The organism is Streptomyces sp. NPDC051105 (genome assembly GCF_040682795.1).
Classification (GTDB): Bacteria; Actinomycetota; Actinomycetes; order Streptomycetales; family Streptomycetaceae; genus Streptomyces.
The window spans coordinates 198,055-221,575 of record NZ_JBFBBR010000013.1; the positions used below are offsets into that span (position 1 = coordinate 198,055).

Below are 23,521 nucleotides of genomic sequence, written 5' to 3' on the forward strand. Positions count from 1 at the left end.
CGCCGCACCCGCAAGACCGCGGCCGCCGCCGAAACGGCCGTCGACACGGCCGAGGCCACCGAGGCCAAGCCCCGCCGGACCCGCAAGACGGCTGCTGCCGTCGGCGCGGAGATCCCGGCGCAGGCCAGCGGCGAGCCGGAGGTCAAGCCGGGGCGTCGTACCACCCGGAAGGCGACCGAGTCCGCCGGGACGGTCGACGCCACCGACGTGGAGGCGAAGCCGAAGGTCCGTCGGACCCGGAAGGCGGCCGCCGCGGCTCCCGAGGCCTGAGCGCGTCGCACGTGACCGAACGGCCCGGCCCACCCTGTGTGGGCCGGGCCGTCGGCGTTCCCCGCCCACACACCAGCCCGCCCACACACCCGCCCGCCCACACACCCGCCCGGCAGCCGGCCGGCGGTATTCATCCGCCGGCTTACGGCCTGTCGCCGTCCGCCGGATAGCCTCTCCCCATGAGCAGGCCTCGTACCTTCGTCCCGCCCGTCGGTGCCCGCGCGTACGCGCTCGCCACCGCGCGTGGTGAGTTCGCCGTCATCGACGCGCCCGTGGCCGCCGGGGCCGAGCCCAAGGGGATCGCGCTACTGCTGCCCGGGTTCACCGGCAGCAAGGAGGACTTCAACCCGCTGCACGAGGCGCTGGGCGCGCGCGGGTACCGGACCGTCGCCGTGGACGGGCGTGGGCAGTTCGAGTCGGACGGCCCGGAGGACGACGAGTCGGCGTACGCCCAGGAGGAGTTGGCGCGGGACGTGCTCGCGCAGGCGGCGGCGGTCGGCGACGGACGGCCCGTGCATCTGCTGGGGCACTCCCTCGGCGGTCAGATCGCGCGCGCGGCCGTGCTCCTCGACCACAAGCCGTTCCGCTCGCTGACGTTGATGTCCTCGGGCCCGGCGCAGATCTCCGTCCCCCAGCAGCAGCGGGTGAAGCTGTTGCGGGACGCGCTCGCGGTGCTGCCGATGGCCGGGGTGTGGGAGGCCATGCAGGCCATGGAGGCGCCGGAGGAGCTGGACGAGGGCGGCCCGCAGGACTTGGCCGGCCAGAACGGCCAGGAGGACCAGGAGGATCTGCGGCGCCGCTGGCTGGGCACCAAGCCGGCCCAGCTCCTCGCCGCCGGACGCCAGTTGTGCACCGAGCCGGACCGCGTCGACGAACTCGCCGCCCTACCGCTGCCGTTCCATGTGCTGTCGGGTGCGCGGGACGACACCTGGCCGTTGCCGCTGCTGGACGACATGGCGCTACGACTGCGGGCCCACCGCACGGTCGTCGAGGGTGCGGAGCACTCCCCCAACACCGAACGCCCGGCCCCCACCGCCGAGGCGATCGCCACCTTCTGGGACAGCGCGAACAGTTAGTCGCAAGCGGCTCAGTACTGGGTCTGGAGGTGCTCCCAGAAGCCCTCCCGGAGGGCTCGGCGCAGGTCGGCCTGGCCGCGCAGGGAGTACTGGAGCAGGCCCTCGGCCTCGACGAGGAGATCCTGGTCGACCGGGCCGGGCAGGTAGGGATGGCCGGGCAGCAACTCGACGAGCGACTCTCTGCCCCGTGAGGACAGCCACTTCGCGGCGATCTGCGCGCCGACGAAGCGGACGTCCTCGCGGGTGGGTCTGGTGGCGCCGGCCTCGTAGGCGTGGGCGGTGCGCCGGGCGACGTACGGCTTGAAGAACTCGAGGTCGAGGGTGCGCTGGCTGTCTACCTCCCAGAGCAGCGGCTCGGCCTGGTTGCGGCCTTCGGGCGCCTCGATGCCCCAGAGGTGGACGCGGGCGCCGTAGCCCTGGGCGGCCTCGACCGCGGAGACCAGGTCCTCGTCCCCGCCGAGCAGGGCCGCGTCACTGATGGCGCGATGCCGGGCGAGTGACTCCAGGTCCGTGCGGATCAGGGAGTCGACGCCCTTCTGCTGGTTGTTGGCGTTGAGGTTGCCGAGCCGGACCTTGACGTCGGGCAGTTCGGCGATGGTCTGCTGCTCGGCGGTGTGGATGCGGCGACGCGCGCCGTCGTACCAGTAGACGCGCAGCAGCCGGCTGTCCGCGAAGATCTGGCGTGCCTTGTCGATGAGCGCCTCGATCAACCCCTCGGCGTCGAGGTCGAAGGCCCGGCGGTCCTCCGTCCCGGCGACGAGCCGACCCGTGGCCGCGTAGAGGTAGCCCGCGTCGACGAAGATCGCATGCGTCGAAGGGGTCTTCGCCACTTCGGCGAGCATGCGGGTGAGCAGCTCGTTCGTACGGTCGATGCGGGCCTGGAGGGCGGCGAGGTCGTCTTTCATCGCCTCCATTGTCCCGGCGGTCACGCTGCGAACACAACCGGTCCCGGTCAGTCTCCTGAAGGTCTCTTACCGGTCGGTAATTAGGCGTTCGAAAAATTTCTTTAGCCAAGGGAATGTTTGTAACACGCAAGCCGTTGACTGAGAGGAACACGAGACGAAGGGAGAGGCAGATGCGCTTCGAAATCAGGCGACTGGACGAAGTCGACGGCACCACCGTGGACTGCACCGTCGTGGACGCCGCCTCCGTCAACAGGATCGTCCAGCAGGCCGCCGCCATCGGGCAGCGGCTGTGGATCCGACCGGCCGAGAACCAGGCCTCGTAACGAGACCCGAGCCACGAGACACGACGAGATACGACGAGATACGACGACGCACACTGACGCACGCAGCACCGCAAAGTCTTCGGAACCCCCGTACGGCACGACGCCGTGCGGGGGTTCCGCGTCTGTCCGCGCCCCCCGGCTACGCGCCCTTACGCGCCCTTGATCACCTGGGTGACGCCGTTGATGATCTGCTGCACGGCGATCGCCGAGAGCATCATGCCCGCGAGCCGCGTCACCAGGACCACGCCACCGTCCTTGATGACCCGGATGATCAGCAGCGAGTACCGCATCACCAGCCAGAGCACGACATGGATGGCGAGGATCGCGGTCCACACCGACACCTGCGCGGAGACGTCGTCCGCCTTCTGCACGGCGAGGATGACCGACACGATCGCGCCGGGTCCCGCCAGCAGCGGCATGCCCAGGGGCACCAGCGCCACGTTGACGTCCTTGGTCTGCTTCGGCTCGTCGTTCTTGCCGGTGAGCAGGTCGAGGGCGATCAGCAGGAGCAGCAGCCCGCCCGCGATCATCAGGGCGGGCACGGAGACGTGCAGATAGTCGAGGATCTGGTGGCCCAGGAGCCCGAAGACGGTGATCACCCCACCCGCCACGCACACGGCCTGGAAGGCCATCCGCTTCTGCACCTTGCCGGGCCGGCCGGAGGTGAGGGCGAGGAAGATCGGGGTGATCCCAGGGGGATCCATGATGACGAACAGGGTCAGGAAGAGAGAGCCGAAGACGGCGACGTCGAACATGCGTGAGCCTTGTGCGTTGGTCTGCGCTGCGGGCGGTCGTGCCGCAGGAAAATGGGGGTCACCGCGCGCGGGCCCGGACGAGCCCGGGAGAGGGTGGGCACGGCCTGCTGTGCGGGGAAACTCGGGAACGGGAACCGGAGAAGGGGAACGGAGACTGGGGCGGCCCTCAGAGTCCGCCAGTCCCCGGGACGGGGAACGCGCCGGTCGCACGGCGCGTGATCTCCCCGTACACCTCGGGGTCGGTCGTGTACTCGCCCAGCGCCACCGTCTTGCGGCTGCCGTGGTAGTCCGAGGAGCCGGTGACCAGCAGCCCCAGCTCCGCGGCCAGTCCGCGCAGCCGGGCCCGGGAGTCGGCGTCGTGGTCCATGTGGTCGACCTCGATGCCGTCGAGGCCGGCCGCGGCCAGCTCGGCGATCGCCGACTCGGGCACCGTACGCCCGCGTTTGGCGGCCGCCGGATGCGCGAACACGCATACCCCGCCAGCCTGCTTGACCAGCCGGATCGCCGCGAAGGGGTCGGTCTCGTGCTTCTCCACGAAGGCCCGGCCGCCGTCGGCCAGCCACTCCTGGGTGAAGGCGTCGCTCACGGTCGGTACGACACCGAGCTCGACCAGCGCGGAGGCGACGTGCGGCCGCCCCACGGAACCGTCGCCGGCGATCCGCCGCACCTGCTCCCAGGTGACCGGCACGCCCAGCGCGTTCAGCTTGGCGACCATGCCCTGGGCCCGCGGCACCCGGTCGTCCCGGACCAGCTCCCGCTCGGCGAGCAGGTCGGGCTCCTCGGGATCGAAGAGATAGGCCAGCATGTGCATGGAGACGCCGTCGACACGACAGGACAGCTCGGCCCCGGTGACCAGGGTGAGCCCCGCGGGCAGCGCGGCGACGGCCTCGGCGTGCCCCCGGGTGGTGTCGTGGTCGGTCAGCGCGACGACGTCCAGCCCGGCAGCGGCGGCGTTCCGGACCAGTTCGGCCGGGCTGTCCGTACCGTCGGACGCGGTGGAGTGGCAGTGCAGATCGATTCGCACGACGCGGACTCCAGGCGGGACGGGACGGAAGGGACGCGTCAAGGATAGCGGCCGGAAGCGGATGCCCTGTCACACCCGAAAGCCGGGGGCGCCCCGTACAGGCAGGTCACAGGCAGCCCCTGCTGCCACGCATTAGGGCTCCAGCAGGCGCGGCGACAGCGCCCCGCAGGGCACCAGGTCCACCTCCGCGCCTGCGTCCCGCAGATCCGTGAGCACCAGCTCGTCGTACATCAGCAAGCCGGTCTGCTCGGGCCACACCACCGCCCAGAGCCACATCCCCCGGGCCTCGCCCGCGAAGACGGCTCTGTCGTCCGGCACTCCCGGTACATGCCACAGCGGCGCCGGCCGGCCTGCCGCGAGTACCTTCGCCTGCGGCGGCTTCTCCACGTCCATCGAGGGCCCGGGATCCGGTCCGTCGATCCCCGCGTACCGGGCGCCGAGGCCGACCCCCAACTCCTCGGCGACCAGGATCATCTCCCCTACGCCGCCGAGCGGCGCGGGTCCGGAGCAGGCGACGGCGGTCGCGCGCCCACCGCTGCGGTCGTCACCGGCGCAGGCCACGCCCGTGAACAGCCAGCCGACCGGCAGCGGCCAGGGCATCCACACCGGCACCTGGGTGCGGTGCACCACGGCATCGAGGGCCTCGACGCTGGGCGGGATCACGGGCTGTACCGGATGCACGGTCCCGTGCACCTCGCACTGCCAGGTGTCGGCGAAGAGGCCGGGAGCCCTGACCCGGCCACCGCACTTCGGGCAACTGGGTTCGCCCCTCATAGGGCCCCACGGTCCTACCCGGAATCCCCCACGTCAAGGACGATCACCCGTCCGGGCGGAACCGGTCACCGGATGGAGTTAGATGTAACTTGCATTAATTAGCCGCCCTAACTTACTCTGTGTATATACCAACCAAATTGGCGTGAGCAGACGAGAGCGGCGGAGGAAGCGCATGGCAGAGTCAGCAGAACCGTTCGACGCGGGGGCGGGCAGCCTCCTGCGACAGCCGAAGGCCGTGTGGGCGACGGCCGGCGCGTCCGTCGTCGCCTTCATGGGCATCGGACTCGTCGACCCGATCCTGCCCTCCATAGCCAAGGGCCTGGACGCCACGACCAGCCAGGTATCCCTGCTCTTCACCTCGTACTTCCTGATCACCGCCGTGGCGATGCTGCTCACCGGCTTCGTCTCCAGCCGGATCGGCGGCCGCAAGACCCTGCTGCTCGGCCTCGCGTTCGTGGTCGTCTTCGCGGGCCTCGCCGGCACCTCCGACACCGTCGGCCAGCTCGTCGGCTTCCGGGCCGGCTGGGGCCTCGGCAACGCCCTGTTCGTCTCGACGGCGCTCGCCGTCATCGTGGGCGCGGCGGCCGGCGGGAGCGCGGCGGCGATCCTGCTCTACGAGTCCGCGCTCGGCCTCGGCATGGCGTGCGGCCCGCTGCTGGGCGCGGTGCTCGGCAACATCAGCTGGCGCTACCCCTTCTTCGGCACGGCCACCCTGATGGCGGTCGGTTTCCTGTGCATCGCCGCGTTCCTGAAGGAACAGCCGAAGCCCGCCCGCAGGACCTCGATTCTCGACCCGATCCGGGCACTCGGCCACGGCGGCCTGGCCTCCGCCGCCGTCTCCGCGTTCTTCTACAACTACACGTTCTTCACCGTGCTGGCCTTCACCCCCTTCGTGCTGGACATGACCCCGTACCGTTCGGGCGCCGTGTTCTTCGCCTGGGGTGTGCTGCTCGCGCTCTTCTCGGTGGTGGTGGCCCCGCGCACGCAGCGGCGCTTCGGCTCGCTGAAGGTGCTGGGCGGCTCACTCGTGCTGCTCGCCGTGGACGTCGTCGTCCTCGGCTACGGCAGCCACACCGCCGCGATCGTCTGCACGATCCTGTCCGGCGCGTTCATCGGTGTGAACAACACCGTCTACACCGAACTGGCCCTCGGCGTGTCGGAGGCGCCACGCCCGGTGGCGAGCGCGGGCTACAACTTCGTCCGCTGGTTCGCCGCCGCGGCCGCTCCCTATTTCGCGCCGAAGATCGAGGAGTGGACCGACATCCACATCCCGTTCGTGGTGGCGGCGGTCACCGCCGTGCTGGGCGCGGTGGTGGTTCTCGTACGGCGGAACGCGCTCACGCACGAGGCGGCGGAGCTGGAGCCGGGGCACGCCACCGAGGACAGCGTCTCCGTCTTTGCCAACTGACGATTTCCGCAGGGCGCTTGGTGAGGTTGCTCACCCTCGTGCATCAGTCCAGCGGGACGGACCCGCGGTGCGGATCCCGGAGGTCCGTCCCGCCCGCGAGCCAGCGCTCCTGGAGGGCCTGGGCGCCGTGCACGCGTTTCCAGGCGGCCTCGTTCGGGGTCATCGGCAGCAGCGGCAGGAACCGTACGGGATCGAGGGGCTCGTCCAGCGTCAGATCCTCGACGAGACCGCCCGGTTCGCCGACCAGGACCGAGGTGAAGGGAGCGCCGGGCCACAGCGGCTCGCCGACGTCCAGCGATGCACCCGGCGTCACGATCACGCCCTCCACCTGCGGAGACGCGGCGAGGACGGCGAGCGCGCGGAGCACCTTGTCGGTCTCCGCGAGCCCGGCGCGGACCGACAGGACCAATTCGGCGCGGGGCCCCTTGACGGGGTCCGCGAGCATCGCGGCGGGGTCGGTCATCGGCTGCGCGGACATGCCGAGCGTGGCATAGCGCAGGACGTTCTCGCCCTGGAGATCCTCCTGGAAACGGAGCACCTCGATGCGGTCCGTACCGAGGAAGGTGACCGCCGCGCGTGCGTCCGGTTCGCCCAGTGCGGTGGTCAACCGGGCCTCGACCAGAGGAAGAACATCAGCCATGTCGTGAGCATAGAACTCGTCAGTACCGGGCAAAGCAGCGCCTTGACACTGAGGGCTACTGCTACTCTGACCGCGGTGGTTCGGGGCAGCACGCAGAGCGTCGCGGTCAGACCCCGACGCCATGAGCACTCCCTTACGAGGGACCGGCTGGAGGAGGTGGGGCTGTCATGGATCGAAGTCACCCGTGCAGTACCACTCGCTCTTCCGCCCGCTGATTTCGTCTCCTGGTCGGCTGCCGCCTTCACGTTCGCGTTGTCGTTCGGAAGAGCACTTCGTTTTCGCTTGCCCGATCCCTCTGGCCGGTCCGTTCCGGATCTGTCTGGATCCGTTCGTCTGATCCGAATCAGTAGCGAAGTCGCCACCGCAACGGTGCGGTGCTCCCCGCTTTGTGGACGTGCTAAACATCCGCAGTCAGGACGTCCCCATTCCGGGTAGTTCCACCCGTTCGCCGGCGGTCACCCGCTGCTTGTCGCGAAGGAGCCTGCCCATGTCGATGATCCGCGACCTCCGTGCCGTGGTCCGCCCGACCCGTCCTTCCCAGCGCAAGAGCCTGCGCGCGGAGACCGGCGCGTACGACACCACCCGCGACCCCGGTACGCCGTCGGCCGTCGTCGACTGCGCCGTCTACCGCAACGGCGCCCGCGTGGAGACGCCGAAGCCGCTGACCCCGCAGGAGGCGATGCGCCAGGTGCGCCGGGACGGCGGGTTCGTGTGGATCGGCCTGCACGAGCCGACCGAGGCCGAATTCGCCGGTATCGCGGGTGAGTTCGGGCTACACCCGCTGGCGGTGGAGGACGCCGTGCAGGCCCACCAGCGCCCCAAGCTCGAACGCTACGACGACTCCCTCTTCACCGTCTTCAAGACCATCCACTACGTCGAGCACGACCAGCTCACCGCCAACAGCGAGGTCGTGGAGACCGGCGAGGTGATGTGCTTCACCGGCCGGGACTTCTTCATCACCGTCCGGCACGGCGGGCAGGGCTCGCTGCGGGCGCTGCGGCACCGGCTCCAGGACGACCCAGAACTGCTCGCCAAGGGCCCCTCGGCCGTCCTGCACGCCATCGCCGACCATGTCGTCGACGGCTATGTCGCGGTCGCCGACGCCGTGCAGGACGACATCGACGAGGTGGAGACCGAGGTCTTCTCACCCGGCCGCAAGGGCGGCGTCTCGCGCGGTGTGGACTCGGCGCGCATCTACCAACTGAAGCGCGAGGTGCTGGAGTTCAAGCGCGCGGTGTCACCGCTGCTGCGTCCGATGCAGCTGCTCAGCGAGCGCCCGATGCGGCTGGTCGACCCCGACATCCAGAAGTACTTCCGGGACGTCGCCGACCACCTCGCCCGCGTCCACGAGCAGGTCGTCGGCTTCGACGAACTCCTCAACTCCATCCTGCAGGCCAACCTCGCGCAGGCGTCCGTCGCGCAGAACGAGGACATGCGCAAGATCACGGCGTGGGCCGCGATCATCGCCGTACCGACGATGGTGTGCGGTGTGTACGGCATGAACTTCAAGTACATGCCGGAGCTGCACTGGAAGTACGGCTACCCGGTGATCATGGGCATCACGGTCTGCATCTGTCTCGGCATCCACCGCACCCTGAAGCGCAACGGCTGGCTCTAGGCTGGACGCCATGACACGTCAGCTGCTCGACCGGGCCCTCGTCGAGGAGGCCACGAAGAAGTCCGGCCTCATCTGGGTCCGGGGTGCCGGGGCGCCGGCCGCGCGTGCGGTGTGGCACGCCTGGGCCGACGGGGGCGTGTGCCTGGTCGGCGACGGAACCGAGCAGCCGCTGACCGGGCTGGCCGACGGCGGGTCGGCCGAGGTGACCGTCCGCAGCAAGGACAAGGGCGGCCGGCTGGTCACCTGGACGGCGACCGTGACGGAGCTGTCCGCCGGCTCCCCCGAGTGGGACGCGGCGGTGGCGGAGCTGAAGGGCAAGCGCCTCAACGCACCCGACGGCGAGGCCATGACGGACCGCTGGGCGAGGGAGTGCAGGGTGCTGCGCCTGTGCCCGACGGGAGCGACGGCACCCCTGCCGACGGGCAGCCTGGCAGAGCCGCCCGTACCGTCACCGGCCACCACCCGCCATCCGATCCCGGCGGCCCTGCCCAAACTCCTCGCGAGGCGCAGAAAGCCCAAGTAGCCGAGGGCCGAGCCAGGTTCGGCACGGCCGGACGGCACCGTCGCGGCCGAGCACCGCCGCCGCGGACCCCCGCACCGGCAGGTTCGTTCCCCGACAACTCGGCGTCTTCTCGGATCCGCCGCAACGGCGCCGCTACGACGTGGGCAGTTGCCTGCCGTAGTCCACGGTTTCGGACTTCTCCGGCTCGGTGACGCTGAAGGACTTGCCCCAGTCCGTGAAGGTGAGGGTGCCGGCGCCGCCCGCGCGCTCCAGGCGGAGCGGATACGGCTTCCCCTTCAGCGAGACGTCCAGCGTGCCGCCGGAGCCGCCGTCGCCGGCGATACGGATGGTGGGGGTTCCCGACTGTTCGTGGTGACCGTCGGCCGAGAGCGAACCATGCAGGGTCAGCAGGCCCGAGAGAAGGAGGTCCTTGTCCGTGAAGCCGCTGAACTTCTTGTACGAGGGGTCGCCCTGCGGGACCTTCACGTACTTGCCGTCGAGCTTGCCGGCCGCGCTGGTGTCGCTCCCGTCGGCATGGGTCCAGAAGTCCGCGTCGGCCTGCAGATACAGCGTGTCGCCCACCCGGAGCAGGTGGAAGGTCGACCCCTTCGACGTGACCGACCCGGTCCCGCCGTCCGCGTTCAGGCGCATGTCCAGCTGGTACGTACGCCCCCTCGTCACCACGGTCCCCGCCATCCGGACCGTAGCCACCGACGTCGCCGCCGCCCGGGTCTTCGACTGGATGACGTCCGGGGCCAGCTTTCCCACCCCGTTGGTGCCCGCGTCCGGATCCTCACTGCACGCGGTGAGGAGGGCCAGCGCGCACATCGCGGTCACCACTGCGGCGCGGCGAGTACGGGTACGGCCCGGAGCAATCGCGGTCAAGGACAGGGCCACCTCTCTGACGGGTCCGGCACGGCGTACCGCAGCGTACCGGTGCCTCGGCCGCCCGGCGGAGCCAGTCCGTCCGGACCGCCCACCAGGGCGTATCCGATCGGTACGGGCTAGCCTGAAGCCCACCGAGCAGGCGAACAGGACAGGAAAGTCACCAAGCGGTACTTCGGTAGAAAAAGGAAGCGGACCCATGGCAGCCGGCGCTCCCCGGATCTTCGTCTCGCACCTCGCCGGTATCGCCGTCTTCGATCCCAACGGCGACCAGGTGGGACGCGTCAGGGACCTCGTCGTCATGCTGCGCGTCGGCCGCAAGCCCCCGCGACTGCTCGGCCTGGTCGTCGAACTGTCCACCCGGCGCCGCATCTTCCTGCCCATGACGCGGGTGACGAGCATCGAGTCCGGCCAGGTCATCAGCACCGGCGTGCTGAACGTCCGCCGCTTCGAGCAGCGGCCCACCGAGCGCCTGGTCTTCGGCGAACTCCTCGACCGCCGCGTCCAGCTGGTCGAGACCGGCGAGGAGGTCACCGTCCTGGACCTGGGCGCACACCAGCGGCAGGCCCGCCGGGAGTGGGAGGTCGACCGCGTCTTCGTCCGCAAGGGCCGCACCGGCACCTTCCGGCGGACCAGAGGCGAGTCCCTCACCGTCGAGTGGTCGCAGGTCACCGGCTTCTCCCTGGAGGAGCACGGCCAGGGCGCCGAGAGCCTGCTCGCCACCTTCGAGCAGCTGCACCCCGCCGACCTCGCCAACGTGCTGCACCACCTCTCCGCCAAGCGCCGGGCCGAGGTGGCCGCCGCTCTGGACGACGACCGCCTGGCCGACGTACTCGAGGAGCTTCCCGAGGACGACCAGATCGAGATCCTCGGCAAGCTGAAGGAGGAGCGGGCGGCGGACGTCCTGGAGGCCATGGACCCGGACGACGCGGCCGACCTGCTCGCCGAACTCCCCGAGGGGGACAAGGAGCGGCTGCTGAGCCTGATGCAGCCGGCGGACGCGGCCGAGATGCGGCGGCTGATGTCGTACGAGGAGCACACGGCCGGCGGTCTGATGACGACCGAGCCGATCGTGGTGCGGCCCGACTCCACCGTCGCCGACGCCCTGGCCCGGGTCCGCAACCCCGACCTCTCCCCGGCCCTCGCCGCCCAGGTCTACGTCTGCCGCCCGCCCGACGAGACCCCGACCGGCAAGTACCTGGGCACCGTCCACTTCCAGCGCCTGCTGCGCGACCCCCCGTACACCCTGGTCAGCGCGCTCCTCGACGACGACCTGCAACCGCTCGACCCCGAGGCCACACTGCCGATCATCGCCGGGTTCTTCGCCACGTACGACATGGTCGCGGCGCCCGTGGTGGACGAGACCGGGTCGCTGCTGGGCGCGGTGACCGTGGATGACGTCCTGGACCACATGCTGCCGGAGGACTGGCGGGAGACCGAGTTCCACCTGGACGAGGACGCACAGGAACAGGAAAGGGAGCAGGAGAAGGAAAAGGAGCAGGGGAAGGGGGTGGGGGATCGTGGCGCCTGAACGTGAGAGCACCCGGGAGCGCACGCCGTCCGGCGCGACCGCCGCGACCCGGCCGCGCGGACCCCGCCTGGACCAGCCGCGCCCGCCACGGCGCAGGCTCCTGCCCGAGTGGGACCCGGAGGCCTTCGGCCGGCTGTCCGAGCGCATCGCCCGTTTCCTGGGCACCGGACGGTTCATCGTCTGGATGACCGTCGTGGTCATCGTCTGGGTGGTGTGGAACATCGCGGCGCCCGGCGGGCTGCGCTTTGACCAGTACCCGTTCATCTTCCTGACCCTGGCCCTGTCCCTCCAGGCCTCCTACGCGGCCCCGCTGATCCTGCTCGCGCAGAACAGGCAGGACGACCGCGACCGGGTCAACCTCGAACAGGACCGCAAGCAGAACGAGCGGTCCATCGCCGACACCGAGTACCTGACCCGGGAGATCGCCGCGCTGCGCATGGGCCTGGGCGAGGTCGCGACCCGGGACTGGATCCGTTCCGAGCTCCAGGACCTCCTCAAGGAGATGGACGAGCGGCGGGACGGGCATGGCGTATTCCCGGCGGAACGGTCGGCACGGCGTGACGTAGACGACCGGTGAGGGGCGTTATAGCGGCGCCGCGCATCGCCGTACCATCGTGTGTATGGCTAGCGAAGACGCGGTGCGCGAGGCACTGGCGACGGTGAACGACCCCGAGATCAACCGACCCATCACCGAACTGGGGATGGTCAAATCGGTGGAGATCGGCGAGGACGGCGCGGTCGCGGTCACCGTGTACCTGACGGTCTCCGGATGCCCCATGCGCGACACGATCACCCAGCGCGTCACCGAGGCGGTCTCCCGGGTCGACGGGGTCACCCGCGTCGACGTCACCCTGGACGTGATGAGCGACGAGCAGCGCAAGGAGCTGGCGTCCGCGCTGCGCGGCGGCCAGACCGAGCGCGAGGTGCCCTTCGCCAAACCGGGCAACCTCACCCGGGTCTACGCGGTCGCCTCCGGCAAGGGCGGCGTCGGCAAGTCCTCGGTCACGGTCAACCTCGCCGCCGCGATGGCCGCCGACGGCCTCAAGGTCGGTGTCGTCGACGCCGACATCTACGGCCACTCGGTCCCGCGCATGCTCGGCGCGGACGGCCGCCCCACCCAGGTCGAGAACATGATCATGCCGCCGTCGGCGCACGGCGTGAAGGTCATCTCGATCGGCATGTTCACCCCGGGCAACGCCCCGGTGGTCTGGCGCGGCCCGATGCTGCACCGAGCCCTCCAGCAGTTCCTCGCGGACGTCTACTGGGGCGACCTCGACGTCCTCCTCCTCGACCTCCCGCCCGGCACCGGCGACATCGCCATCTCGGTCGCCCAGCTGGTCCCGAACGCCGAGATCCTGGTCGTGACGACGCCTCAGCAGGCGGCGGCGGAGGTCGCCGAGCGGGCCGGCTCCATCGCGGTCCAGACCCACCAGAAGATCGTCGGCGTGGTCGAGAACATGTCCGGCCTGCCCTGCCCGCACTGCGGCGAGATGGTCGACGTCTTCGGCACGGGCGGCGGCCAGGTGGTCGCCGACGGCCTGACCCGCACGACGGGTGCGAACGTCCCGGTCCTCGGCAACATCCCCATCGACGTCCGCCTCCGCGAGGGCGGCGACGAGGGCAAGCCGGTCGTCCTGTCGGACCCTGACAGCCCGGCGGGTGCGGCACTGCGCGGAATCGCCGACAAGCTGGGAGGCAGGCAGCGGGGCCTGTCGGGCATGTCCCTGGGCATCACACCCCGCAACAAGTTCTAGCCGCCTGTGCCACGTAGGGGGCGCCGGGCTCTCATGGGCGCGGCGGCCCCTTCGGCCGCTGGTCGCTCCCTGGGCACAGGTCCTGCGTGAGGCACAGCATGAGCACCTGGAAGGAGCCTCCCTCGGGCTCCCCGCCTTGACCTTCCCGGGCGTGCGACAGGAAGCGCCACTGCGAGGCCTTGGTGTGCTGGGTGCCGTCTGCCTTCTCCACGTGCGCGTGCAGCGTGCGGGCCGCGGAGTCGTTCGTCTCCACCAGCACCTCATCGGCGGCGATCGGGAAATGATCGTGCAACAGACAGAGGCCGAAACGGTTCAGGTTGCCGTGTTTGGCCAACACCGCCGCCAGATCCCGGACGAACTCCGCGTCCTCGGGACCCAGTGGCTCGGCTTCTTCGAAGTGCGGAAGTGAAGCTCTCGCAGCGGAAACGTTTATGTCGGTCATAATGCCTCCGTCAACCACCTGACGGTCATCGGATTCCATTATCAGCCCCGGACTGTTTTCCTTCAATTCCGCAGACTGGGGCGAAGGGGTGGGCGCACCTCGTCCTCTGCGTGTCCGTGCAGGTCACCCGCGACGCCGTCACTAGGTTCCTCGGCGGGAGGTGGCTGCGCGATGAGGAGTATCCGGTGGTGGCGACTGCTGTCGCTGCTGGTCCTGGCATTCATGTGGTGGGGGTGCGGCTCCGCGGAGGCACAGCGGATCAGTCACGACGACTGCCAGGAGGATCGGCTCAACGGCGGCACGGTGGACGCCGCCATCCGCTTTCGCCAGCACGGCAGAAATTTCGTAGAGGTGTCCTCGGACATGACGGTCGAGGTTCCTGTGCGGGAATGGAGTATGGCAAACCAGCTGACATTCAGCGTAAATTCCGCCGACTACCAGAAAGCAATGCGCTGCCTGCTGCGCGGGCCGGACCACGCACTGCGCACGACTGAATGGCGACCCACCGATCCTGTCGCCACCTCAAGCGGCGACATGGTCAAGGTGGATTACAAGTCCATCACCTGGATCCGGGCAGCTCAGGATTACCGGCTCGGCCCCTGGGAGATCAGAAAGCCCAGGGGGAAAGACAAAAAATGGGAGATTGACCTCCGGCCGACGACGCTGCGCGGAGCCCAATGGAGTGTCGAGGCCGAGCTGGGTGACCTCAACTTCGAGCACTACGGCCAAACGTCGTCTGTCGACAAGGCCAAGGTAATGTGGGCGCCGCAGAAACCCGAGGGCATCTGTCCCGGGAAATGCATCGCAGTAGATCTGCCGTGGCAGCGGTCCTTCCCGCTGCTGTGGGACCAGTCGATCTGGAAACCGGCAGGCATCGCCATCTGGTGGGTGTGCGCCTCCGGCGTGCTCGCCCTGGCCGCCCAGCGCGCCCGACGTCCGTACGGGTCTCCCGCCGTCGTGGGGCCGGGGCCCGTCCGGCGGGTCGGCATGTTCGGAGGAGAGCAGGGCGTCGCACAACCGGTTCTGCAGTGGGCACTGCTCAGCGGTGCGGTCGCCCTGACACTGCTGCTGTTCCTTCGTGAGCCGGCACCCGACAACCCGCGGTCCCACATGCTCGTGTGCATCGCCGTCGGCCTGACCCTGATCCTTGTCGCCCGCCCCTGGCACCGCCCCGCGACCCCGAGAGCCCTGTCGCCCGACGACTCCGCACGCCGCCGGCGCCGCCAGGCGTACACCGTCATCGGGTTCGCCTCGGTCATGGCGACAGCGGGCATCCTGGTGGTCCTCGGCCACGGACTTTTCGACCTGCCCGAAAGCCTGGTTCTCAAGAAGCCAAGAGCGCCGGACGTCGCGGGCGAGGTCGGGTACATCCTCATGGGCCTGACGACGGTGTGGCTGTGGCTTGCCGCCATGGCCGCCTGGACCTGGCGCTTCGCCCGCGAAGGAGGACTGGTCCCCGCCGGCTGGTCCCGCAAGTGGGACGAAAAGCCGGTCCTCTGCGTCACCGTCGTCTCAGCCCTGCTGGCGCTGGTCGCCGGAAGCCTGCTCTGGAGTGTCCTCTGGGCAAGTGAAAACCAATGGAAACGCGTAACCTGGCTCATCGACCAGAGCAGCTCCACGGAGCGCGGAAACTACATCGGAAAAAATCTGGCGAATTTCTCCTCCACGGAACTCACCTGGATCTTCGCCTACAGCTGGTTCCTGGCCGGTATCGCACTCCTCGCCCTGCTGAAACTTCACTTCACCGCCCAGCGGGCTCGGGTGAGCAGCAAAATAGAATACATCCCCTTCGGGCCCGACAGGCCCGACCTCCTGCTGATGGCCGCACTGTTCTCCCTGACCGTGGGCATGAGGGGAGCGAAATTCGCCAGCTACAACGCGCAGTACGGCATCTGGTTCCTACTGAACATCCTCTCGCTCTTCGCCGTCCTTGCCGCAGGGCGACGCTGGTCGGTGCTGAGCAGGACGGGATACCTCTTTCACATGCACAGACCAGGAGCCCACAGCCGAGGCGAACTGATGGAAAAGGTTCACCAGTATCGCAATCTCAACCATCAACTGAAACTGGCGGATCAGGGGCGCGCCAACGGCGTGACATGCGAGCAACTGGAGGAGCAGCTTCGCGGGCTGCGCCGCTGGCTGGTGGAGCGATGCCTCAAGAAGAGTCCGCCGTGCCAGATTTCCATTCTCGACGTCGCTCTGGCCTGGGGGCCGGAAACCCACTGGTGGCCCAATGCGGTGCGGGGCGCACGTCTGGCGTTCTGCTTCGGGATTCCGGCCAGTTTCACCCTGCTTTACGTCGAGTCACACGACCGGTACAACGGGCAGCAACTCCCATTCGAGCCCACGGCGGTTCCGAACCTCGTCGCCGGGCTCATCACCTTTCAGACGGCGTGGGCCGGCGCCGGATTCGTCCTCGGTGCTCTCTGGCGTCTGCTCCCGGGCCGTCAGAGCGCCGTCCGGGCATGGAGCCTTACGTTCGCCTACATCATGCCAGCCGTACTGGCCGCTCTGTTCACCAAATTCATCGACTCGAACCCCACCATGCTGCTCCTGTACTCCCTTGTCATGCTGTTCATCCTCACCCTCACCGGCCTATGGATGGACACATTGACATTGAAGGAGGAACGCCAGTACTGGCCCGGCCGTTTCGCCCTCCTGGTCTCGATCCACCGGCTGCGGGGCCTGTCCGGACAGGTCGCCTACCTCCTCGCCCAGCTCGCGGCGGTCGCGGCGATCCTGAAGGGATTCATCAAGGTCCCCTGAGGGGCCGGGAAAGCGGACCCTGTTGCCGCCCCGCCTCCTCGGAGCGCGGGGCGGTGACCGGCAACCGTCAGGCGTACGACGTGATGTCCTTGATCATCGCGAACCCCAGCCCGTACGCGGACATCCCCCTGCCGTACGCCCCCACATGCACCCCCTGCGACGTGGACCCGGCGAGCACCCACCCGAACTCCGACTCCCGGTAGTGGAACGGCGTGGCCACCCCGTCCACCGGCAGCGACAGCGTGGACCACTCCGGCCCGCTCAACTCGTCGGCCAGCTCCCACGCCGTCTCGGTCTGCTGCTCCAGCCAGTCGTCCCGCAGGCTGTGGTCCATCTGCCCGGGCCAGGTGAAGGACAGCAGCCCGACCCCCGCCAGCCACGCGGCCGACGACACGGAGGTGGCCTCCAGCAGCCCCGTCCCGTCGGCGCTCCTGCGGGACGGGTTCGCCGCGACGGTCACGACCACCGCGAACTTCTCCCTCGGCTCACCGACGGACGCGGCCAGATGCTCGTTGCGCACCGACGGCTCGTCCCCGTGCCCGATCGACCCGTGCTCCACCGCACCGTCGGCCGCCGCACCCACCTGCATCAGCCAGCGCGGCCCTGTGAACGCCTCGTCGAGGCCGTACCAGGGGAAGGGCGCCTCCAGGTAGCCGTCGACCGTGCGACGGGCGGAGAGGACCGGCTGTCCGTTCTCCGCGACCGGCGTATGTTCGCCCACCCGACTTGTCGTCTCCATCTGCCCGGACGCCTCCTAGCTCCAGTCGGTCCGGGGCGGCCCGCCCCCCTTCGGGCGCACTCGTCCGGTCCGCACAACAACTCGGCAGCATATCCACACCGCTGGGACCAGCAGCGAAACCGCCCGGCGCGTGGGTCGCGCGGGCGGCTGGATCAAGCCGTGAGCGGCGCAGACGCGGTATGAAACGCGTCACGTGCGCCGCTCGGGCAAGGGTGTCCGGTACAGCTCAGGTGGCGTCCGCGTCGAACGGCGGACGGTCGTCCTTGCCGGGGTCCTCCGGCTTCTTGCTCATGTCGATCCGGCCGCCCGTCGAACCCGTGGTCCCCGTGGAGGGAGAGGAGTCGGTCTCGCGGCTGTGCACCGCGTCGGTGACCTCGGCCATCTCCTTCTTCAGGTCGAAGCCGTTGCGGATCTCCTTCAGCCCCAGCTCGTCGCTGTCCAGGTGCTTGCGGACGAAGTTCTTGGGGTTGAGGTCCTCGAACTCGAAGTCCTTGAACTCCGGGCCGAGTTCCTGGCGGATGTCCGCCTTGGCGCTCTCCGAGAACTCCCGGATCTTGCGGATGGTCCGCATCACGTCCTGAATGACCTTCGGGAGCTTGTCCGGACCGAAGACGAGCACGGCGAGCACAATGATGGTCACCAGCTCGAGTGGTCCTATGTCATTGAACACCTGAAGCTCCTTGCGATGTCCTCGGTCCTCGGCCCTCCGGTCGCTGTTGCGGTGTTCCGTGGTCCGGGCCGGGTCCACGGTACCCGGCGGACCTGTCCGACCGGTACCGTCCCGAGGTGTCCGGCTCCGTGTGTACGACCGGTTTTCCGGGTTGTTTGCCTAGTCGGGGCACGAGTGGAGTCCCGCCTGTGAGGTTTCTGTCAGTTCCTGTCCGAGGAACCGAGGACGGGGGCCCACGGGCCCGGGCGGCCGTAGGGCGGGGTGCTGCAGGGGTCGGGGACGTGCCGGGGCCGCTGGGGCCCTTGGGGGCGGTCGGCGGCCGGGTCGGGCGGCACCAGCGCGAGGTCAGCCTCGGCATCGGCCTCGGGGGCCTCCCGAACCCGCTGGGCCTTCTCCGGCTCCTCGCCGGGCGTCCCGCTCGGCGCGGCCGGAGTCATCTCCTCGGCCCGCTTCCCCGCGGCGAGCACCGCATCGCCGGGTGCCTCCGGTGACGTCGGTAGCCCCTCGTCCATGGTCTGCTCGCGGGCGAACCACGGCCCGCGCTTCGACGGCGGGCCGGAAAGGTCGAATCCGTGCCCGGGGCAGTCGCCGCGGGCACGGTCTGTTCACAGGATTCAACCAGGTTCGCGGGTCACCGCGCAGGGGCCTTTCGGCAGGTGTCAGCGGGCCGCGCGCGAGGAAGGGGAGGGAGGAGCGGAGGTCGTGTCGGGGACGGGTGCGGCGAGCAGTGCGGCGCCGGTCGTCTCGGGGGTGTTGGTCCACGAGGTGAGGGCGAACGGCGGGTTGGCGGTCAGCGGTCGTATCAGCGGGGAGACGGCGGCGGCGCCGGCCAGCACGGGTGCGGTCAGTTCCCGCAGCGCCCTCTCTCCGGCGGCCGGGGAGGGGACCCCGGGCAGCAGCGGCGCGGAGACCGAGGTGGGAGCCGCGGTCGTGGCACCGCCGAGCAGGGTGCCGGAGGACAGCAGCGGAGAGAGCGAGCGGCGGCGCTGCGCGTCGGCGGCGTTCGCGATGCCCGTGCCCGTCGTACCGGCCGGGGCGATACTGCCGCCGCCGGTGCCGCTGCGGGTGTCGGCGGCCGGGGAGCCGGGCAGTCCCGCGGTGACCCCGCCGAGGGCGACGGCGGCCAGCGAGACCGCGCCGGCGGCGACGAACGCGAACCGCATGCCGCGCGAGGCGGAGCGGTCGCCGTCCGGACGGCCGACGGGGTGGATACGGAAGCCCCGGCCCGCGGCCACGGCCGGGTCGTGCGGGTGGGCCGGGACGTAGCCGAACTCGAAGCGGTCCTCGTGGCTCACGCCGAAGACCCCGCTGTCGGACCGGCGTCCCGAGGGGCTTCCGCCGCCGAACGGCGAGCCGTCCGTGTCACCGCCCCCGGGCAGCCCCTGGAGGCGGGCCAGGAAACTCTCGGAGGGCGGGGGCGGGGCGGCCTCCGCGAAGACGTTCTTCAGCGCGCGCTGGGCATCGGCCTCCGCCTTGCACCTGGCGCAGGTCGCCAGATGGGCCAGGACGCGGTCACGCGACTCATGACCGAGCTCTCCGTCCACCAGGGCGGAGAGTCGGTCTCCCAGATGCTGCTCGGCGAGCTGCCGCTCGGCCGGTTTCGGTCGTGAACCACTCACGCGGACGCGCCCCCTCCTCCCAGTGCGGGAACACGGGGCACAAAGGAGCGGCGCTCCGACTTGCGGGCTTCCGGGGACCGGTGCGCGAGGGCCTTGCGCAGCTGGGAGCGGCCGCGGTGGATACGGGAGCGGACCGTGCCGAGCTTGACGCCGAGGGTCGCGGCGATCTCCTCGTAGGACAGGCCCTCGATGTCGCACAGGACGACGGCGGCGCGGAACTCGGGCGCCAGGGTGTCCAGGGCCTGCTGGACGTCGGCGTCGAAGTGCGCGTCGTTGAAGGCCTGGGACGGCGTGGGCTCGCGGCTGGGCAGGCGCTCGGCCGCGTCGTCGCCGAGGGCGTCGAAGCGGATGCGCTGCTTGCGCCGGACCATGTCGAGGAACAGGTTGGTCGTGATCCGGTGCAGCCAGCCCTCGAAAGTGCCCGGCGAGTAGGTCGACAGAGAGCGGAAGACGCGGACGAAGACCTCCTGGGTGAGGTCCTCGGCGTCGTGCTGGTTGCCGGTGAGGCGGTAGGCCAGGCGATAGACGCGGCCGCTGTGCGTGCTGACGATCTCCTCCCACGTGGGCGGAGTCCATGCCTGCCCGTCCGCGTCGGTGGAGAAGGTCGCGGTCCGGTCCTCGCCCATGGCGAGCGCGTCGGCGTGGCTGGGGTCAGCAGCGGTGTCGTTCACGGATTTCGGCCTGCCCGCCGATCCGAGGAAGCGCCGTAGCGCTCCTCCCCGATCCCCAGGTGCGGCCGCACCTCCCCTGTCGGCTCTGGTGGTGTCCACTGGAGCCCCTACCATAGCCACCTCGCCCGTTAGCACCGGATAAGCGGTTTTACAAGAATTTGATCTCTGCTGATACGGCTCGTCCTGCAGCATCGGCGGTTGCTCGACCGCCGTCTCGGCATCGTGATCCATTCGTGTCCCCCCGCCTCGTCTTCCATCCCTCTAAACGCCTGGTCCCATCTGCGGGTTCCCGGCGCCAACGGATACAGTCACGCCCAGGCAACCACGGGGACAGGAGAGGGTCATTACCGGCAACCGGCAGACGAGCTGGGCGTTCGCCGACGCCTTTGTCGCCGAGGACGAAGCGCTGCGGTGGGCCCGTGACCGGGCCCGCGACGCAGGGCTGCGCTCGGTGTCGCCCGGCACGGGTGCCGCGCTGCGTCTGCTCGCCGCCTCCGTGGACGCCAAGGCGGTCGCCGAGATCGGTACCGGGTGCGGGGTGTCCGGGATGCATCTGCTGCACGGCATGCGCGCGGACGGTGTCCTGACGACCGTCGACCCCGAGCCGGAGCACCAGCAGTTCGCCCGGCAGGCCTTCCGTGCCTGCGGCTTCGCCAGCAACCGGGCCCGCTTCATCCCCGGCCGCGCCCTCGACGTCCTGCCCCGTCTCGCGGACGCCGGCTACGACCTGGTCTTCTGCGACGGCGACCGGCAGGAGTACTCCGACTATCTCGCTGAATCGTTGCGCCTGCTGCGGCCGGGAGGCCTGGTGGTCTTCGAGGGCGTCTTCGCCAACGGCCGTACGGTCGACTCCGGGCCGCAGCCCACCGAGGTGCTGCGGCTGCGCGAGCTGCTGCGCACGGTCCGGGAGAGCCCGGAGCTGGTGCCGTCCCTGCTGCCGGTGGGCGACGGACTGCTCTGCGCCGTCAAGCGCTGACCCCGTCGAGACGGCGGCGGGACGCCGAGACCCCGGGGGGACCGCGGCGGTGAAGGGCCGGGGGCACGGCAGCGCCCCGGCACCGCATATGGTACCGGGGCGGCCGAAAGGGTGTGGTCGCTGCCGCCTCAGACGACGACGTTCTTGAGGGCGTCGGCGAGCGCCGCGGCCTCGTCAGGGGTCAGCTCGACGACGAGCCGACCGCCGCCTTCGAGCGGAACGCGCATGACGATGCCCCGCCCCTCCTTGGTCACCTCGAGCGGGCCATCACCCGTCCGCGGCTTCATGGCCGCCATGCTGGTTCCCCTTCCTGAAAACAGCTCATCGTCTGCCGACGGCCCACGAGGGCACGCGCGATCCTGGCGGGACACGCGGCACCGGCATCGAACACATTGCTTCCAGGCCATTATCCCGCATCTCAGGACCCGATGACCAACATCAGTCGGCATCGCTTGGGCAACGCGCGCGAGCAAAACCACTCAATTCGGCGATGTGACTGCGATACTGCGCCGCCCCGCGTCCTTACGCCGACCGAGTCGGCTGCGGATTTCTTTGACGCAGGTCACACGACGGCTCCGGTCCCCGGACGGTGAACTCCGCCATGCTGTCCTTCGGACATCGACGTACTGAGCGGTACGTCAGCCGCGACGACGGAGACGACGGAGGGGACGCACCATGACCGACACCGTGCTCTACGAGGTGAGCGACGGACTCGCGACGATCACGCTGAACCGCCCCGAGGCGATGAACGCGCTGAACATCGCGACGAAGGTCGCGCTTCGGGAGGTCGCGCGGGAAGCGGCGGCCGACACGGCCGTCCGGGCGATCCTGCTGACCGCCGCGGGAGACCGGGCCTTCTGCGTGGGCCAGGACCTCAAGGAACACATCACGCTGCTCGCCTCCGACCGGGAGACGGGGGCGGGGCACACGATGACGACGGTCCGGGAGCACTACAACCCGATCGTGCGGGCACTGGCGGGAGCGCCGAAGCCGGTGGTGGCCGCGGTGAACGGCGTCGCCGCCGGCGCCGGGCTCGGCTTCGCGCTGGCCGCGGACTATCGCGTGGTCGCCGACACGGCCGCCTTCAACACGTCGTTCGCGGGGGTCGCGCTGACCGCGGACTCCGGGGTGTCCTGGACCCTGCCGCGGGTCGTGGGGCCGGGGCGCGCCGCCGACCTGCTGCTCTTTCCCCGGAGCATCAGCGCGCAGGACGCGTACGAGCTGGGCATCGCGAACAAGGTCGTGCCCTCCGCCGACCTGCGAGCCGAGGGCGAGAAGATCGCACGGAAGCTGGCCGAGGGGCCGACGGTGGCGTACGCGGCGCTGAAGGAGGCCGTGGCCTACGGACTCACGCACTCCCTCGACGAGACGCTGGACAAGGAGGACGAGTTGCAGACCCGGGCCGGGGCCTCCGAGGATCACGGGATCGCCGTCCAGGCGTTCGTGAACAAGGAGAAGCCCAAGTATCTGGGGCGGTGAGAGAGGGGCAGGGGGCACCGTCGCGGACCGCGCGTGCGTGCCGGCTGATCGCGCCCGCGCGGCGGTAGCCCGCATCGACACAGCCCCGCGCCCCTAACCGGCGTTTCGGGCCGCGCATGTTTCCAAGTGGTCGTTCACCAACCCGCACGCCTGCATCAGGGCGTACGCCGTCGTCGGGCCGATGAAGCGCAGGCCCCGCTTCTTCAGGGCCTTGGACAGGGCCGTCGACTCCGGAGTGACCGCCGCGACGTCGGCGATGGTCTTCGGGGCCGGGTACGTACCCGGCCCCGGGGCGAACGACCAGATCAGCTCGTCCAGCTCGCCCGGTTCCCACTCCGCCAGTACCTGCGCGTTGGCGATCGTCGCGTCGATCTTCAAGCGGTTGCGGATGATGCCCGGGTCCGCCAGCAGCCGCTCCCGGTCCTCGTCCGTGAAGGTGGCGACCTTCTCGATGCGGAAGCCGGCGAAGGCGGCCCGGAAGCCGGGGCGGCGGCGGAGGATCGTGATCCAGGAGAGGCCCGACTGGAAGGCCTCCAGGCTGAGGCGTTCGTAGAGGGCGTCGTCGCCGTGGACCGGGCGGCCCCACTCCTCGTCGTGGTACGCCACATAGTCCTCGGTGGACAGGGCCCAGGGGCAGCGCAGCCTGCCGTCCGGCCCGGCCACGGCCGCGCCGGCGGTCAGGTCGGTCAGGTCG

Annotated in this window: 25 protein-coding genes and 1 pseudogene; 12 read left to right on the top strand and 14 right to left on the bottom strand. The window is 69.9% G+C overall.

Translation table 11 applies throughout. The annotated features are described in order from the left end of the window. Together AB0N16_RS29530 and AB0N16_RS29535 are read left to right on the top strand one after the other, a co-directional pair. Positions 1 to 270, top strand: a pseudogene (locus AB0N16_RS29530) (ATP-dependent helicase); the annotation flags it as partial. Between the two features lie 179 nt (positions 271 to 449). Beyond that, entirely contained in the window at positions 450 to 1,346 is an 897-nt protein-coding gene (locus AB0N16_RS29535; protein ID WP_365801864.1) for an alpha/beta hydrolase, read from the top strand. 11 nt (positions 1,347 to 1,357) lie between these two features. Here the strand turns inward: AB0N16_RS29535 and AB0N16_RS29540 are convergent, their stop codons facing one another. Continuing rightward, complete coding sequence (locus AB0N16_RS29540; protein ID WP_365801866.1) at positions 1,358 to 2,251, bottom strand: NYN domain-containing protein; 894 nt, start codon at positions 2,249 to 2,251, stop codon at positions 1,358 to 1,360. Between the two features lie 170 nt (positions 2,252 to 2,421). On the opposite strand from AB0N16_RS29540, the gene AB0N16_RS29545 reads away from it, so the two are divergent. Continuing rightward, the gene (locus AB0N16_RS29545; RefSeq protein ID WP_351704745.1) at positions 2,422 to 2,574 is read left to right on the top strand and encodes a hypothetical protein; all 153 of its coding nucleotides are present in this window, start codon (positions 2,422 to 2,424) and stop codon (positions 2,572 to 2,574) included. A 149-nt stretch (positions 2,575 to 2,723) separates the two neighbouring features. On the opposite strand, the gene AB0N16_RS29550 is transcribed toward AB0N16_RS29545, so the two are convergent. The 3 genes from AB0N16_RS29550 to AB0N16_RS29560 form a co-directional block, all read right to left on the bottom strand. Next, positions 2,724 to 3,329, bottom strand: a complete 606-nt coding sequence (locus AB0N16_RS29550; protein ID WP_365801869.1) for a MarC family protein — start codon at positions 3,327 to 3,329, stop codon at positions 2,724 to 2,726. Between the two features lie 166 nt (positions 3,330 to 3,495). Then, positions 3,496 to 4,353, bottom strand: coding sequence for a PHP domain-containing protein (locus AB0N16_RS29555; RefSeq protein ID WP_365801871.1), 858 nt, complete (start codon positions 4,351 to 4,353; stop codon positions 3,496 to 3,498). A gap of 132 nt (positions 4,354 to 4,485) precedes the next feature. Continuing rightward, positions 4,486 to 5,127, bottom strand: a complete 642-nt coding sequence (locus AB0N16_RS29560) for a DUF6758 family protein (protein WP_365801873.1) — start codon at positions 5,125 to 5,127, stop codon at positions 4,486 to 4,488. Positions 5,128 to 5,299: 172 nt separating this feature from the next. Between AB0N16_RS29560 and AB0N16_RS29565 the strand changes: the two genes are divergently transcribed. Beyond that, positions 5,300 to 6,535: an MFS transporter gene (locus AB0N16_RS29565; protein ID WP_365801875.1), complete on the top strand. Its 1,236-nt coding sequence runs from the start codon at positions 5,300 to 5,302 to the stop codon at positions 6,533 to 6,535. Positions 6,536 to 6,578: 43 nt separating this feature from the next. Here the strand turns inward: AB0N16_RS29565 and AB0N16_RS29570 are convergent, their stop codons facing one another. Then, positions 6,579 to 7,175 carry a suppressor of fused domain protein gene (locus AB0N16_RS29570; protein WP_365801877.1) on the bottom strand — a complete coding sequence of 199 codons (597 nt, stop codon included), beginning with the start codon at positions 7,173 to 7,175 and terminating at the stop codon, positions 6,579 to 6,581. Between the two features lie 487 nt (positions 7,176 to 7,662). Here AB0N16_RS29570 and AB0N16_RS29575 point away from each other — a divergent pair, with 487 nt between their 5' ends. Next, positions 7,663 to 8,793, top strand: coding sequence for a magnesium and cobalt transport protein CorA (locus AB0N16_RS29575; protein WP_365801879.1), 1,131 nt, complete (start codon positions 7,663 to 7,665; stop codon positions 8,791 to 8,793). A gap of 10 nt (positions 8,794 to 8,803) precedes the next feature. Then, the gene (locus AB0N16_RS29580; RefSeq protein WP_365801881.1) at positions 8,804 to 9,316 is read left to right on the top strand and encodes a hypothetical protein; all 513 of its coding nucleotides are present in this window, start codon (positions 8,804 to 8,806) and stop codon (positions 9,314 to 9,316) included. A gap of 132 nt (positions 9,317 to 9,448) precedes the next feature. Here the strand turns inward: AB0N16_RS29580 and AB0N16_RS29585 are convergent, their stop codons facing one another. Beyond that, on the bottom strand, positions 9,449 to 10,180 hold the full coding sequence (locus tag AB0N16_RS29585) for a hypothetical protein (RefSeq protein WP_365801883.1): 732 nt from the start codon (positions 10,178 to 10,180) through the stop codon (positions 9,449 to 9,451). Positions 10,181 to 10,379: 199 nt separating this feature from the next. Here AB0N16_RS29585 and AB0N16_RS29590 point away from each other — a divergent pair, with 199 nt between their 5' ends. From AB0N16_RS29590 to AB0N16_RS29600, 3 genes are read left to right on the top strand one after another with little or no spacing between them, the layout of a single operon-like run. Further along, positions 10,380 to 11,711: a CBS domain-containing protein gene (locus tag AB0N16_RS29590; protein ID WP_365801885.1), complete on the top strand. Its 1,332-nt coding sequence runs from the start codon at positions 10,380 to 10,382 to the stop codon at positions 11,709 to 11,711. Beyond that, positions 11,701 to 12,288, top strand: coding sequence for a DUF1003 domain-containing protein (locus tag AB0N16_RS29595; protein WP_365801887.1), 588 nt, complete (start codon positions 11,701 to 11,703; stop codon positions 12,286 to 12,288). Before AB0N16_RS29590 ends, AB0N16_RS29595 begins: the two co-directional genes overlap by 11 nt. A gap of 43 nt (positions 12,289 to 12,331) precedes the next feature. After that, positions 12,332 to 13,465 (top strand): Mrp/NBP35 family ATP-binding protein, encoded by a 1,134-nt coding sequence (locus tag AB0N16_RS29600; RefSeq protein WP_365801889.1) that lies wholly within the window; start codon positions 12,332 to 12,334, stop codon positions 13,463 to 13,465. 31 nt (positions 13,466 to 13,496) lie between these two features. Here the strand turns inward: AB0N16_RS29600 and AB0N16_RS29605 are convergent, their stop codons facing one another. Further along, positions 13,497 to 13,973 carry a hypothetical protein gene (locus tag AB0N16_RS29605; RefSeq protein ID WP_365801891.1) on the bottom strand — a complete coding sequence of 159 codons (477 nt, stop codon included), beginning with the start codon at positions 13,971 to 13,973 and terminating at the stop codon, positions 13,497 to 13,499. A gap of 105 nt (positions 13,974 to 14,078) precedes the next feature. Between AB0N16_RS29605 and AB0N16_RS29610 the strand changes: the two genes are divergently transcribed. After that, positions 14,079 to 16,673 carry a DUF6185 family protein gene (locus tag AB0N16_RS29610; RefSeq protein WP_365801893.1) on the top strand — a complete coding sequence of 865 codons (2,595 nt, stop codon included), beginning with the start codon at positions 14,079 to 14,081 and terminating at the stop codon, positions 16,671 to 16,673. A 67-nt stretch (positions 16,674 to 16,740) separates the two neighbouring features. On the opposite strand, the gene AB0N16_RS29615 is transcribed toward AB0N16_RS29610, so the two are convergent. From AB0N16_RS29615 to sigE, 5 genes are all read right to left on the bottom strand, one after another. Then, on the bottom strand, positions 16,741 to 17,412 hold the full coding sequence (locus AB0N16_RS29615) for a hypothetical protein (protein WP_365801895.1): 672 nt from the start codon (positions 17,410 to 17,412) through the stop codon (positions 16,741 to 16,743). A gap of 226 nt (positions 17,413 to 17,638) precedes the next feature. Further along, positions 17,639 to 18,082, bottom strand: a complete 444-nt coding sequence (locus tag AB0N16_RS29620) for a sec-independent translocase (protein WP_365801897.1) — start codon at positions 18,080 to 18,082, stop codon at positions 17,639 to 17,641. 200 nt (positions 18,083 to 18,282) lie between these two features. Further along, positions 18,283 to 18,594, bottom strand: a complete 312-nt coding sequence (locus AB0N16_RS29625) for a hypothetical protein (RefSeq protein ID WP_365801899.1) — start codon at positions 18,592 to 18,594, stop codon at positions 18,283 to 18,285. A gap of 147 nt (positions 18,595 to 18,741) precedes the next feature. After that, complete coding sequence (locus AB0N16_RS29630; protein WP_365801901.1) at positions 18,742 to 19,701, bottom strand: zf-HC2 domain-containing protein; 960 nt, start codon at positions 19,699 to 19,701, stop codon at positions 18,742 to 18,744. Then, the gene (gene sigE / locus AB0N16_RS29635) at positions 19,698 to 20,486 is read right to left on the bottom strand and encodes an RNA polymerase sigma factor SigE (protein ID WP_365801903.1); all 789 of its coding nucleotides are present in this window, start codon (positions 20,484 to 20,486) and stop codon (positions 19,698 to 19,700) included. Before sigE ends, AB0N16_RS29630 begins: the two co-directional genes overlap by 4 nt. A 163-nt stretch (positions 20,487 to 20,649) precedes the next feature. Here sigE and AB0N16_RS29640 point away from each other — a divergent pair, with 163 nt between their 5' ends. Further along, positions 20,650 to 21,348: an O-methyltransferase gene (locus AB0N16_RS29640; protein ID WP_351745689.1), complete on the top strand. Its 699-nt coding sequence runs from the start codon at positions 20,650 to 20,652 to the stop codon at positions 21,346 to 21,348. Between the two features lie 128 nt (positions 21,349 to 21,476). Here AB0N16_RS29640 and AB0N16_RS29645 read toward each other — a convergent pair whose 3' ends face one another. Beyond that, positions 21,477 to 21,644 (bottom strand): DUF3117 domain-containing protein, encoded by a 168-nt coding sequence (locus tag AB0N16_RS29645; protein ID WP_004950282.1) that lies wholly within the window; start codon positions 21,642 to 21,644, stop codon positions 21,477 to 21,479. A 379-nt stretch (positions 21,645 to 22,023) separates the two neighbouring features. Here AB0N16_RS29645 and AB0N16_RS29650 point away from each other — a divergent pair, with 379 nt between their 5' ends. After that, positions 22,024 to 22,827, top strand: coding sequence for an enoyl-CoA hydratase-related protein (locus AB0N16_RS29650; RefSeq protein ID WP_365801905.1), 804 nt, complete (start codon positions 22,024 to 22,026; stop codon positions 22,825 to 22,827). Positions 22,828 to 22,920: 93 nt separating this feature from the next. On the opposite strand, the gene AB0N16_RS29655 is transcribed toward AB0N16_RS29650, so the two are convergent. Beyond that, on the bottom strand, positions 22,921 to 23,508 hold the full coding sequence (locus tag AB0N16_RS29655; RefSeq protein ID WP_365802006.1) for a DNA-3-methyladenine glycosylase I: 588 nt from the start codon (positions 23,506 to 23,508) through the stop codon (positions 22,921 to 22,923). Between the last annotated feature and the right edge of the window lie 13 nt (positions 23,509 to 23,521).

Coding starts and splice junctions, on each gene's coding strand:
- AB0N16_RS29615 (WP_365801895.1), bottom strand. CDS start 17,412: ATGGAGACGACAAGTCGGGTGGGCGAACATACGCCGGTCGCGGAGAAC.
- AB0N16_RS29650 (WP_365801905.1), top strand. CDS start 22,024: ATGACCGACACCGTGCTCTACGAGGTGAGCGACGGACTCGCGACGATC.
- AB0N16_RS29565 (WP_365801875.1), top strand. CDS start 5,300: ATGGCAGAGTCAGCAGAACCGTTCGACGCGGGGGCGGGCAGCCTCCTG.
- AB0N16_RS29580 (WP_365801881.1), top strand. CDS start 8,804: ATGACACGTCAGCTGCTCGACCGGGCCCTCGTCGAGGAGGCCACGAAG.
- sigE (WP_365801903.1), bottom strand. CDS start 20,486: ATGGTAGGGGCTCCAGTGGACACCACCAGAGCCGACAGGGGAGGTGCG.
- AB0N16_RS29550 (WP_365801869.1), bottom strand. CDS start 3,329: ATGTTCGACGTCGCCGTCTTCGGCTCTCTCTTCCTGACCCTGTTCGTC.
- AB0N16_RS29575 (WP_365801879.1), top strand. CDS start 7,663: ATGTCGATGATCCGCGACCTCCGTGCCGTGGTCCGCCCGACCCGTCCT.
- AB0N16_RS29645 (WP_004950282.1), bottom strand. CDS start 21,644: ATGGCGGCCATGAAGCCGCGGACGGGTGATGGCCCGCTCGAGGTGACC.
- AB0N16_RS29590 (WP_365801885.1), top strand. CDS start 10,380: ATGGCAGCCGGCGCTCCCCGGATCTTCGTCTCGCACCTCGCCGGTATC.
- AB0N16_RS29610 (WP_365801893.1), top strand. CDS start 14,079: ATGAGGAGTATCCGGTGGTGGCGACTGCTGTCGCTGCTGGTCCTGGCA.
- AB0N16_RS29560 (WP_365801873.1), bottom strand. CDS start 5,127: ATGAGGGGCGAACCCAGTTGCCCGAAGTGCGGTGGCCGGGTCAGGGCT.
- AB0N16_RS29535 (WP_365801864.1), top strand. CDS start 450: ATGAGCAGGCCTCGTACCTTCGTCCCGCCCGTCGGTGCCCGCGCGTAC.
- AB0N16_RS29600 (WP_365801889.1), top strand. CDS start 12,332: ATGGCTAGCGAAGACGCGGTGCGCGAGGCACTGGCGACGGTGAACGAC.
- AB0N16_RS29545 (WP_351704745.1), top strand. CDS start 2,422: ATGCGCTTCGAAATCAGGCGACTGGACGAAGTCGACGGCACCACCGTG.
- AB0N16_RS29625 (WP_365801899.1), bottom strand. CDS start 18,594: ATGGACGAGGGGCTACCGACGTCACCGGAGGCACCCGGCGATGCGGTG.
- AB0N16_RS29570 (WP_365801877.1), bottom strand. CDS start 7,175: ATGGCTGATGTTCTTCCTCTGGTCGAGGCCCGGTTGACCACCGCACTG.
- AB0N16_RS29540 (WP_365801866.1), bottom strand. CDS start 2,251: ATGAAAGACGACCTCGCCGCCCTCCAGGCCCGCATCGACCGTACGAAC.